Source organism: Dyadobacter sp. HNCC25DJ186 (assembly GCF_056895235.1).
The window spans coordinates 259,675-271,733 of record NZ_JBXHAS010000005.1 but is presented as its reverse complement, the minus strand read 5'-3'; the positions used below and the strand labels follow the sequence as shown (position 1 = coordinate 271,733).

Annotated in this window: 11 protein-coding genes and 1 riboswitch; of the genes, 5 read left to right on the top strand and 6 right to left on the bottom strand. The window is 40.0% G+C overall.

What is annotated here, in order from left to right:
- Positions 1-17 precede the first annotated feature (17 nt).
- Positions 18-113: riboswitch (TPP riboswitch) on the bottom strand.
- Positions 114-234: 121 nt separating this feature from the next.
- The 6 genes from AC1XUO_RS17220 to AC1XUO_RS17195 all read right to left on the bottom strand — a co-directional run bounded on the left by AC1XUO_RS17220 (position 235) and on the right by AC1XUO_RS17195 (position 3,981).
- A complete protein-coding gene (locus tag AC1XUO_RS17220; protein ID WP_483331011.1) occupies positions 235-570 on the bottom strand; it encodes a DUF5615 family PIN-like protein in 336 nt (111 codons plus the stop codon).
- Entirely contained in the window at positions 554-793 is a 240-nt protein-coding gene (locus tag AC1XUO_RS17215) for a DUF433 domain-containing protein (protein ID WP_483331010.1), read from the bottom strand. Before AC1XUO_RS17215 ends, AC1XUO_RS17220 begins: the two co-directional genes overlap by 17 nt.
- Before the next feature lie 75 nt (positions 794-868).
- The gene (locus AC1XUO_RS17210; protein WP_483331009.1) at positions 869-1,660 is read right to left on the bottom strand and encodes a DUF1801 domain-containing protein; all 792 of its coding nucleotides are present in this window, start codon (positions 1,658-1,660) and stop codon (positions 869-871) included.
- A 126-nt stretch (positions 1,661-1,786) separates the two neighbouring features.
- Complete coding sequence (locus tag AC1XUO_RS17205; RefSeq protein WP_483331008.1) at positions 1,787-2,491, bottom strand: hypothetical protein; 705 nt, start codon at positions 2,489-2,491, stop codon at positions 1,787-1,789.
- A complete protein-coding gene (locus tag AC1XUO_RS17200) occupies positions 2,488-3,471 on the bottom strand; it encodes a glycosyl hydrolase family 18 protein (RefSeq protein ID WP_483331007.1) in 984 nt (327 codons plus the stop codon). Before AC1XUO_RS17200 ends, AC1XUO_RS17205 begins: the two co-directional genes overlap by 4 nt.
- 18 nt (positions 3,472-3,489) lie before the next feature.
- Positions 3,490-3,981: a GNAT family N-acetyltransferase gene (locus tag AC1XUO_RS17195; RefSeq protein ID WP_483331006.1), complete on the bottom strand. Its 492-nt coding sequence runs from the start codon at positions 3,979-3,981 to the stop codon at positions 3,490-3,492.
- Between the two features lie 149 nt (positions 3,982-4,130).
- Here AC1XUO_RS17195 and rocD point away from each other — a divergent pair, with 149 nt between their 5' ends.
- The 5 genes from rocD (at position 4,131) to AC1XUO_RS17170 (ending at position 12,035) form a co-directional block, all read left to right on the top strand.
- Positions 4,131-5,384 (top strand): ornithine--oxo-acid transaminase, encoded by a 1,254-nt coding sequence (gene rocD, locus AC1XUO_RS17190; protein ID WP_483331005.1) that lies wholly within the window; start codon positions 4,131-4,133, stop codon positions 5,382-5,384.
- A 9-nt stretch (positions 5,385-5,393) separates the two neighbouring features.
- Positions 5,394-6,785, top strand: coding sequence for a S41 family peptidase (locus tag AC1XUO_RS17185; RefSeq protein WP_483331004.1), 1,392 nt, complete (start codon positions 5,394-5,396; stop codon positions 6,783-6,785).
- A gap of 169 nt (positions 6,786-6,954) precedes the next feature.
- The gene (locus tag AC1XUO_RS17180; protein ID WP_483331003.1) at positions 6,955-7,209 is read left to right on the top strand and encodes a GlsB/YeaQ/YmgE family stress response membrane protein; all 255 of its coding nucleotides are present in this window, start codon (positions 6,955-6,957) and stop codon (positions 7,207-7,209) included.
- 111 nt (positions 7,210-7,320) lie between these two features.
- Positions 7,321-8,877 (top strand): GH3 auxin-responsive promoter family protein, encoded by a 1,557-nt coding sequence (locus AC1XUO_RS17175; RefSeq protein ID WP_483331001.1) that lies wholly within the window; start codon positions 7,321-7,323, stop codon positions 8,875-8,877.
- Positions 8,878-8,936: 59 nt separating this feature from the next.
- Positions 8,937-12,035: an SbcC/MukB-like Walker B domain-containing protein gene (locus AC1XUO_RS17170; protein ID WP_483331000.1), complete on the top strand. Its 3,099-nt coding sequence runs from the start codon at positions 8,937-8,939 to the stop codon at positions 12,033-12,035.
- The last annotated feature ends 24 nt before the right edge of the window (positions 12,036-12,059 follow it).

The following is a 12,059-nucleotide window of genomic DNA, read 5'->3' as shown; positions in this document are numbered from 1 at the left end:
TGAAATTTCCGCTGGTCCTGAGTTTAGCTTTCTCTTCCTACGCCGGCATTATCCGGATCAGGTAATATGGGTATGATCTCAGCCCGTTAGGTAGGGCACCCCTATGAGATTATGCTGCAAAGATATGGATAATGGTGTGTGGAAGCAAGAGTAACCGTATTATCCAAAACAATTACCGAGTTATTTTTTTAGTCACAACCGAGTATTGGATTAGAAAATACCCTCCAATATTTTCTAATCCTGATTCATGGAAATCACAATTGGTCCGGCAGACAGCGTATTCATATGAAACAGTTTTCTAATTCTGGGAGAGAGTTTCGTCAATTCAGCATAGGTATTTATTTCTGCGTTTAAGACAATTACCGAAATTGTGTATTTACTGAAATCTTGCTGGTGTTGTAAGTTTTTATCAAAAGTGAGGAGAATATTAATATTATTTTTGAGCATTAGCTTTAATAACTCCCCATTTTTTACACCACTCCATCCCATATCTCTTACGGTGAAAACTTCATATTCAGAAAAGTCAAGCTTTAATCGCTTAGGCAAATTTTTATCAAGCAACAGTCGCATAAAGTTGCTCTATATTTTTCGATGTTAACAATTTATTCGCAGCTTCCAGAACAGAAACAGCCTGTTGTCTCGTGACTGTCGGAAAATCATCCAGAAAATCGTCAAGGGAAATACCTGCCTCTAAATGATCGAACAGAGTTTCGACAGGCACACGAGTTCCTTTGAAGACGGGCTGCCCACCCAAGATTTCCTGATTCGTAGTAATAAGTGTTTTAATATCCATAACTAAATTTACTTATTATTTTACAATGTGCAAGCTATTGTTTATCAACGAATTACAATGTACGGCTAATTCTTGTCATTTCTCAACTAACGCCAACCACGATATCAAAACGTCCTGCAATATTTTCTCCTTGACTCTGACATCTTCCAGATCTATAAATACAACCGTCCTTCTGCCGTCCTTATAATCACCTTCCAAAAATCCTTCCGTATCATTAACCTTGGCGCCACTTGGAAAGACCAGCATAACTCTTCCCTTATGAAGGTTCATCACGACGATATCGCGTTTATATTCTTTAGCATCAAACGGCTTCATTTCTCCGGAATAGTAAAAACTCGGATTATTCCATTTGATTTGTTCGGCGATTTCTTTGTCAGTACTCAAAATAATTTCCCTGATCGTTTCTACGACACCGCGTAGTTCAGGATCAAGCTTTTTTATATGCTCACTTACTTGTTCAGAATCAGAAAGTTTAATCGCTTTTGCAGTTGATGCTTTTTTCGGTTTGACGGTAGGCTTTTCAAGATTTTTCTCGATCCTGTATTTTGTGATTTTAGCGATCAAATCAATTGGAAGCGGTTTGTCCAAAGGAAATTGAACACCGCCTTTCGAGCCTTTGTAGCCGGATAGTGCTTCTTTAAATTCTTCCAATCCTTGTGGTGCGGGATAAAAGCCGATATGATTTTTATAGGCAGCATAATGAACCAGATTGCCGTTTAAGGTCAGAGTCGGCATACCGTAACCTATTTTCTCTTCTGCATCCGGCGCCGCTTCACGGATCGCCTTCCGCATTTGTTTCAGCAATTTTTGGGTTTCCGGAGGAAAACCGGCAATGTATTGATCGACTTCGGGATTATTTTTTTTCATGATTACCAGAATGTCTAAAATCCAAAACCTTGATATTGATGTATAATCTTAAAAATAATCTTAATATTTTGATTTATAGGACAATATAAAAGTTGGTGTGCACTTTTTTAGTTATTAAAAATTCAATTATTGCACTTTATTCAAAACTTTCGCCGGTTGCCTCTCCGCAATTTTTTTGTTTTTCTCTTTTAAATAAATATACGTTTTGTGACCAGCAACTGTGTTATCCAGTTTTTCAAACAGACCTTTATCCTGAAAAGCATACCAGTTTATTTTCAATAGATAGAGGCTGACGTAGGAAGCCGGATTTTCCGTTATAAACGCACCGGTTTTTTGAATCAGGTCTTCTTTTTCCAATGCCTGTTTATCAACCCAATAATTCAGGCTATCCGCATTCTTGTCTTTTCGGGCCAGTTTTTCCCCCTGCGCGTAACTTTTGATACGATCATCAGAAGGTTTTTGAATATCGATTACAAACCTTTGCCATTCCATTGTGCTTTTTGAATTCGATACCACAGATCTTGATACGTCGTTCGTATCGAGCTGAATGCGTACTCCTTGTTCCAGAAAGAAAAACAGCGATCCCTTTATCTGTGAAATGTGAAGCTGGTATAAGTCCGGAACCAGATCATTGTCGATATCAAGATTAAAAATATCTGAATGTAATTTTATAGAATGCACAATGGCGGCAAATCCTTTCTCTCTTGTTAAAAGTACGGCTTTGCGGCCTTTTAATTCCTTAGGTGCGAGTATCTGGAATTTTACTTTTTGAGAGAATGAAAAGTTCGCAGTGAAGAGGAACAGTAGGAGCAGGATTGAAAATTTAATCATTTTGCATGGATTACAGCATGAATATTTCCTAATAATGACCGTTCACCGGCAGTATCCTGCAATAGCTGCCAGATCATAATGCCACCTGATTTTTCCAGTGCCAGCGATGTTTTTTTTCTGATGGTCGGTATGCCGTTATAATACAAATTCCCGCCGTTTAAACTAAATTCATCAACGTTGATTTTATCAGGATATTGGAGAATCAGGTTTTTCCAGGAAATACTTTCAGGCGCACTTCCGCCAAAGCCATATCCATAAAACGGAACACCGAGGCTTAGTTTTTCTTTGGGAATACCACGTGTCTTCGTCCAGTATTCCAGATCTTCAACTGCCATTTCATAAGGCGCATGCGGACCGGGTCTTGAAAGGTTCCACGGCCCGGTTTTGTCATAAGACATAATATTTACAAAGTCAAACTGGGCAAGCGCCTTATCCGTAAACTGATCTTTATAAACCGTCGCGATAGCTGCCGTGATCATTTTGTTTTTTGCCCGTAGTTGTGTTGCCAGATCGATCACAAAATTCTCATAATTTCCATCAATCAGAGCACCTTCAAGGTCTACATCAATTCCATCCAGATTACTTTCAATGGCAAGATTGACAAGGTCGGCAATCAACTTGATCTTTTTTTCTCCACTTAAAAAAGCAGGATAATAAGCCGGTGCTCCACCTCCGCCGATGGAAGCCATGATTTTAACATTTTTGGCATGAGCAATCGAAGCAACTTCTTTCAGATTTTTGGGTCCTTTTAAATTTCCCAGCGAATCGGGGTTGATGAAAGCGATATAAAGATGAGTGATTTTACTATAATCGATTGTCATTGCAGACGCAAGCAAATTTTCCGGGCCCGGCAAATAACCGATGACCCTAAAATTCGACTTATTATTATCGGCTGAAATTGTCTTTTTACTGCAACTAAAATGCAGCAAAGAAAGACTGATCAGAATAAGTTGGAGTATTAGATTACTTTGTCTTTTCACCAGATTAATTCTTAAAAGTTACAACTCCTTCACATAAAGCCAATACATTTTTCCCAGCCTCATTTCCAGTTCCTTTATTTGTATGAAACCCATTGACTCGTAAATATGTCTTGCGGCGTTCATGAATTCGGAGGTGTGCAGTGCGATGAATTTTTCACCGGTTTGTCTTGCATGGTCAACGCAAAGCTGCGTAAGTATTTTGCCGATACCTTTTCCGGAATGTTTCGTATTAACGCCAACCATTCGCAAATATGACCAGTCTTCATGAAAAATGTCCGTGGGATTGCCTTTCGAAATGAAAAAAGCCATACCGATAATCTCGTTATTTTCTTCGTATACAAAACAAACGGATTTGGATAGCAGCTCCTGATACATTTTTTCATTTATCAGATTCGCATTTAACTTTTTCCAATTGTCTTCCGATAAAACTGTTTGAAACTGACCAAAAGCATTTAAACCTAGTTTTTGTAACTGTGGGATATCTTTTTCTGTGGCGGTTCTGATATTCATGAAGTTGGCTGATGTATTTCTCGATTTGAGGGACGGAGAGAATTTCATAAATATATAAAATTAAACTTTTCAGCTAATCATATCTACACGTACAATTTCCGTAATTTTACTCTATATAAATCGAAAGAATCTGCTTAAACGTAAATACAATGGCAAACTATACTGAAATGACGATGCTTGAAGCAACGCAACATGCGATGGAACTGGAGGGGAAATACGGAGCGCATAATTATAAACCGATGCCCGTTGTGCTTGCGAAAGGTTCAGGTGTGTATGTATGGGATGTTGAAGGTAAACAATATCTGGACTTTTTATCCGCTTATAGTGCTGTGAGCCAGGGTCATTGTCATCCAAAAATAATTAACGCAATGATTGAACAGGCACAAAAACTTACGCTGACTTCCCGCGCTTTTTACAGCGACAAACTGGGGGAATGTGAAAAGTTTCTTTGTGAATATTTCGGTTATGATAAAGTGTTAATGATGAATTCCGGCGTCGAAGGCGGAGAAACAGCTTTAAAACTGACACGTAAATGGGCCTACAAAGTAAAAGGAATAGCGCCCAACAAAGCGAAAACTGTATATGCCTCAGGAAATTTTTGGGGCCGGACTTTGGCTGCGATTTCTTCATCAACGGATCCTTCAAGTACCGATGATTACGGTCCTTTTTTGCCAGGCTTTGAAATAATCCCTTACGATGATCTGGAAGCTTTGGAGAATATTCTCAAAAGCGATCCGAACATTGCAGGATTTATGGTAGAACCGATTCAGGGGGAAGCTGGCGTTGTTGTGCCGAAAGAAGGTTATTTGAAAGGTGTGCGGGATTTGTGCACAAAATATAATGTTTTATTTATCGCTGATGAAGTTCAGACCGGGATCGGGCGTACGGGGAAGAGGCTTGCCTGTGACTGGGAAAATGTAAAACCGGATATTCTGGTGCTTGGAAAAGCATTATCCGGTGGAACGATGCCGGTTTCGGCTGCTTTTGCTGACGATGAAATTATGCTGACGATTGCTCCTGGCGAACATGGCTCCACGTATGGCGGAAACCCGCTGGCCTGTGCGGTTACCATGGCGGCTTTACAGGTGGTCGATGATGAAAAACTGGCTGACAATGCGGAAGTTATGGGGAAACTTTTCCGTAAAAGAATTTCCGATCTGCAACAGAAATGTAATCTTATATCGTTAGTAAGAGGCAAAGGGCTTTTGAATGCCATTGTCATTAATGATACCGAGGACAGCGCCACGGCAATGAACCTTTGTTATCAAATGATGGATAAAGGATTGTTATGCAAGCCAACCCATGGAAATAAAATCCGCTTTGCGCCTCCGTTGGTTATCACAGAAGATCAGATGAATGCTGCCTGTGATATCATTGAAGAGGTATTTTTGACAACAAACTAAGTCGACTTTATGAGAAAGGTGTTACCGATTGTGCTGGTTTTGGTAGGTTTGTTAAGTGCTTGCCGCGAAAAAAACGTTGACCCGGCGACAGATGTCGAAACCAGTAAGTGGATTGTTGAACAGATGAAAACCTGGTATTACTGGAATGATAAAATGCCGGCAAATCCTGACTTGACACTGGCACCCGAAGCACTTTTTAACTCATTGTTATACAAATTTGATGCATCGGCCCGCCCTGATGGCGATCGTTTTTCCTGGATTGAAAGTGATGCCGATGCTTTGAAAGCGGGGTTGAGCGGTTCTACAAAAACTACGGGTTTGGAACTACGGTTGTTTTATTATCCGACTGGTGGTACCAACATTATGGGTTTGGTTACCTATGCGTTGCCCGGCTCTCCGGCAGCGATTGCTGGTTTCAAGAGAGGCGATATTATTACCAGAATTGATGATAAACAGTTAACTGTTTCAAATTATTATGATCTGGTTTATTCAGATGCAGCCAAAAAATATACGTTGGGAGCGCTGAATGCACAAGATGCCATTGTTGAAACATCAGAAACTAAAAATGTTACTCCTGTAAGCTTTCAGGAAGATCCGGTATTTTTTGATACCACATTTCAGTTCGGAAGTAATACGGTTGGTTACTTGGTTTATCACCAATTCATCGCCAGTAAAAGTGGCAGCGAGAAAAAGGAATACGATCAAAAGGTTGATAATGTTTTTGCTGATTTTAAATCCAAAAACGTAAATTCTTTAATTCTTGATCTGCGTTATAACCCGGGAGGTTATGTAAGTTCAGCAACGAATCTGGCGAGTTTGATTGGGAAGGGAATTACAAACAATGATATTTTTTATTATAAAGAATATAACAAGACGCTGACGCCAGCTCTCGAAAAGAGATACGGGAAAGATTATTTCCTTGAAAAGTTTAGTTCAAAAAGCCAGAATATCGGTTCAGGGCTGAAAAATCTGATTATTCTTACTTCCAACAGAACTGCTTCTGCCAGTGAATTATTGATTAACGGTTTAAAACCTTTCATGACAGTAACCGTTATCGGAGATCAGACTGTCGGCAAGAACGTGGGGTCAATCACAATAAGCGATGATTCTAAAAAAGTGAAATGGGGGCTTCAGCCGATAGTGACTAAATCTTTTAACAGCCTGAAACAGTCAGATTACAGCAAAGGTTTTACACCTGATGTTACCGTGAGAGAAGGGTTGAGATTATATCCTTATGGCGATATAAAGGATCCGTTGCTTGCAGAGGCACTTTCAAAGATAACAGGCTCTCCGATTGTTCGCCAAAAGGCTGAGCAATTGCGTACAGCAGGATTTGTTGAGGATTTTGGTTCAACCATTCAAAATAAAGCAGGAGGAAGTAACATGTTTTTTGATAAATAATTTTCATTTGTATTATTACACATTCACAGTGGGTTACCCATTTTTCTAAGTTTTCATCTGGTAATAAATAACTCTTTTTAAGATATATGGTCCGGAAGTTTCGTCAAGCGGTATACTTTTTATAATATTAGAACGGTATCTTTTTCTAACACTATAAACGAAGTACACTATGGGCATTTTAACTTGGATTATCGTAGGGTTAGTAGCCGGAGCCATTGCTAAGGCATTGCATCCTGGCAAAGATCCGGGAGGTTTTATTGTAACTATTTTGATAGGTATAGCAGGTGCCGTGGTGGGTGGCTGGATTTCCTCGCTGGCAGGATTTGGATCCGTTGACGGATTTAACATCGGGAGTTTATTTATCGCTATTTTAGGTGCAGTGCTTCTTCTGTTTTTATACAGGAAGTTTAGTACAAAAGCCTAGAATTATTTAATAAAATGGAGAGGGAATAAGGTTGCAATCTTATTCCCTCTCCATTTTATTTGCTATTTTTGGCAAATTCCGGGAAGAATTTATATCAATAACCTGAGTACTATGAAGCTGGTTAATAATATGACTGTTTGGTTTCTGAAGCGACGCTTTGAGAGAATTGAACAGTTTATGCAAAACCCCATTGAAACCCAGCAGCGTATATTTTCCGAACTTATTGAAACGGCGCGGTATACAGAATGGGGAACAAAATATAATTATGGTCAGATAAAATCCATTAAAGAATTTCAGGAGCAGGTTCCTGTATCTTCTTATGAGGAATTGTATCCCTATATAGAGCGCGTTCTGAAAGGTGAACCGAACGTATTGTGGCCTTCCCAGATTGAATGGTTTTCAAAATCTTCGGGCACAACAAATGCCAGGAGTAAATTTTTACCGGTTTCTCCTGAGGCGTTGGAAGAATGTCACTACGAGGGAGGAAAAGATATGATGACCTTACTGATTCATAATCGTCCGGAAACCCGGGTTTTTGATGGAAAAGGGCTTTCTATTGGTGGAACTTTGCATGCAAATCCATTTGATGACTACACGCAGGTTGGCGATGTTTCCGCTGTGATCATGCAAAATCTTCCGGCCTGGGGAGAATTTATGCGGACGCCGCCACTTGAAGTGGCACTTATGGATCATTGGGAAAGCAAGCTGGAAAAAATGGCATCCATTTGTTCCCAGGAAAATGTGACCAGTATTCTTGGTGTTCCCACCTGGACCATTGTTCTACTGGATCAGATTCTGGAACTGACAGGCAAAAGTAATATGCTGGAAGTCTGGCCGGATTTTGAAGTATTTGTCCATGGAGCTGTTTCATTTGAGCCTTACCGTGATTTATTTACACAAAAATATTTTCCTTCGGAGCAGGTAACGTATCTGGAAACATACAGTGCTTCGGAAGGTTTTTTTGCCATTCAGGACGATCTGTCAAAGGTGGGTGAAATGCTGCTGATGCTGGATTATGGGATTTTTTATGAATTTCTTCCTGTGGAGGAAGTGGGGAAACCACATCCAAAAGCTCTGTTGCTTGATGAGGTTGAAGTTGGTAAAAACTATGCGCTTGTGATTTCCACAAATGCGGGTTTGTGGCGTTACCTGATCGGAGATACGGTTAAATTCACTTCGAAATATCCGTTCCGTTTGAAAGTGAGCGGAAGGACCAAACATTTTATTAATGCTTTTGGAGAAGAGGTAATTGTCGAAAATGCGGATCATGCCATAAAAGTGGCTTCCCAGAAAACAGAGTCGCTGGTTTCAAATTACACTGCCGGACCGGTTTATATGGGCGACGGCTCCCGCGGCCGGCATGAATGGGTAATTGAATTTACTAAAGAGCCGCAAAACCATGAGGAATTTATTCGGATACTCGATGAAACTTTGCGTGAAGTTAATTCGGATTATGATGCCAAAAGATATAAAGATATGGCGCTCTTATCTCCATTGGTTCATTTTGCACCTGTCAATACTTTCTATAACTGGATGTCGAAACGCAAGAAACTGGGTGGTCAGAACAAGGTGCCAAGGTTAAGCAATGATCGGGTTTATCTGGAAGACTTATTGGGGCAGTCGGCTTTCGGCAGTCAGCAATCGACTTCTGACCTGAGTCATTCATAAATTTAAATAATCCTCCATAACAAGCCGATAGCCGACCGCTGACGGCCGAAAGCTACATCATGATTCCCAAGTATCTCAAAATTAAAGGATTATACTCTTATCAGTCTGAACAGGAAATTCAATTTGATGCGTTAACCGATGCGTCGCTGTTTGGGATTTTTGGGGCAGTGGGGAGCGGGAAATCTTCAATTTTAGAAGCAATAACTTTTGCACTGTATGGCGACACGGAAAGATTGAACCGCTCAGGTGACGATCGAACCTATAACATGATGAATCTGAGATCTGATGATCTGCTGATTGATTTTGAGTGTATTGCAGGAAAAACCGCAGCGCTATACCGGTTTACAGTAAAGGGGAAAAGAAACAGTAAGAACTTCAAGGAAGTAAAAACTTTTGAAAGAAAAGCATATAAATGGGTGGAGGAGGCTTGGGTGCCGCTTCCTGATGAAGAAAATGCAGAACGGATTATCGGATTAAGTTATGATAATTTTCGGCGCACCATCATCATTCCGCAAGGGCGTTTTCAGGAATTTATTGAGTTGAAAGATGCAGAGCGGACCCGGATGATGAAAGAACTTTTTCAGCTCGAAAAGTATGATCTGAGCCGGAAAGTTGGAACGCTCAGTAAACAAAATGACCTGGAACTTTCCAATCTGGATGGGCAGCTGATGAGCCTGGGAGAGGTTACACCTGAAATGATTGCTGCTGAGGAAATCAAGAGAGAAGAAATCAGAGCAGAAATAAAGTCTGTTGCCGATGAACTTGCTATACAAACAGAACTAGAAAATCACTATCAGAAAATAAAAGAGATTGCTGAAAAGTTAAATCTGCTCCTCAGTCAGATTTCTCTGTTAGAATCCCGGAAGCCAGAAATGGAACAGAGAGAAGAAATGCTTCGGGTTTTTGAAATTTGTTCTTTGCATTTTAAAACACTTCTTGAAAGGAAAAAATCACTAATTATTGGAATCGAGAGAGACAAACTGACTTTTGAGAAAAATTTCCGTAGAACCAACGAACTTGATTCTGCTCTGGTGACGCAGAAAGAGGTGATAGCCCGAATTCAGCCGGAATATGAGAAACGTCAGGAATTGTTGGATGCTGCCGAAGAACTGGAGAAAGTAATTCAAATTCTTGACAACAAAACGGCGCTTGAAAAAAATAAGAGTTCACTTGTCAGAGTTGAAGCAAAACTGCTGGAAAAGGAAAATGCAATTGAGCTACTGAAAAAGCAAAAGCAGCAGAGGGAAGAAGAGAATGAGAAAAAGAAGGCGCTGCAATCTGATGTTCAGGAACTTAGTCAGGTAAATGTCTGGTATACCAATCTCGATAGTCTTACCGAAAGTCGCTCAATTATCAAAAAAGAAGCAGACGATTTACTGGCTGAAATTGTAAAACAAAAAAGCATTTTACAAACCAGGACAGCAGAAGCAAATGAGACTTTTTCATTGAATATCCTGCCGGAATTTAATTTGGAGACGATTCAAAATATTGTTTCTGAATTTTTATTAAAAAATGAAAAAGAAAGTGAATCATTAAACAAACAACTGGTTTCTGCGAATACAAAACTGGCATTGCAGCAATATGCCAGCAGCCTGGAAGATGGACAACCTTGTCCGCTTTGCGGAGCAGAACATCATCCCGCGGTGCTTCATGCGGATAACTCTGTTTTGGAAGACATTAAAAAAATCGAAGCTCAGCGTCTAGTTTTAAACAGGTCCGAACAATTAATCCGACAGTTTCTATCGCCGGTTGAACGTATTTTTAACCAGATCGATAATCTTGAAACACAAAAAAGCGCGATCAAACAGCGTTGGATCGAAAATAAGGAACGTCTTGAAAAACATGACAAAACATTTGTCTGGGCAAAATTTGATAAAAACGACCGCGAAGCTTTCGACAAACATTTCGAGCAGGTCATTAGAATTCAGGCTGAAATAAAAGATACAGAGGCTACGGTAAAGCAGATTTCTCAGCAGATTGAGGCGGAGACGAAAGAAAAATCTGAGAAGATCGAGTTGCCGCTCCAGAATTTGCGAAACGATATTCTGAGAATTGAAAACACAATAGATACTTTATCCAGCCAGCTTGAAAAGGTTGATTTGAATGAATTTGCTGATCAGGAAAAGGATTCGATTTTAGAAAAAATTGAGCTTCTTGAAAAACAGTATAAGGAATTAAGTCTCTTATTTGAACAAACAGAAAAACAACTGGATGTTCTTGAAAAGGAAAAAGATACCATCGGCGGTAGTCAGAGTATTTTACAGGAAACACTTGACCGAAGCCGTCAGGAGTTATCGTTTACACAAGCCGAGCTTGTAAATCAATTAACATTATATCGATTTGAATCAGAAGATTGGGTAAATGAAATACTTCAAAGACCAATCTCAATTGACCTGGAACGGAGAGCTATTGATGATTTCAAAAATACTTTGAGTAATGCGCTGAGAGATCTTGAATTGTTACAAAAGGAACATTCGGCGGAAATATATGACCCGGAAAAACATGCTGTTGTAACAATTAAAAAGGAAGAATTAACAGCAGTTCTAAATAGTAAAAGAAAAGAAGAGGGGCGTCTGGATGGCCTGATTGCAAAGATGGTTCAGGATCTTGCCAAAAAGGGAGGACTTCTGAAAGAAAAAAGCCGCCTGCAACTTCGTAAGGAACATTTGGACGATCTGGCCAAACTGTTCCGTTCAAGTGGATTTGTGGATTACGCTTCAAGTATTTATCTGCAAAATCTGATTCATGCGGCGAACGAACGTTTTCATCAGATGACGCGTCAGCAGTTACATCTGGAGCTCGGCGAAGGAAATAGTTTCTGGGTAAGAGATTTGCTGAATGGCGGCCACATGCGCTTATTAAAAACGCTTTCCGGCGGACAGAAATTTCAGGCCGCGCTTTCGCTCGCACTCGCTTTGGCTGATCATATTCACGTCAGAAATGAATCAAAACATAATTTCTTTTTCCTGGATGAAGGTTTCGGTTCGCTGGACAAAAATGCGTTGCAAACAGTTTTTGAAACCTTGAAATCACTGCGGAAGGAAAACCGTATTGTCGGAATTATCAGCCACGTCGAAGATTTACAACAGGAAATTCAAACTTACCTGCGTATTGTTGAAAGCGAAGAAGGAAGTAAAATTGTGAAGAGCTGGGGTTAGGAATTGTCAAAAGTTACAAGTTAT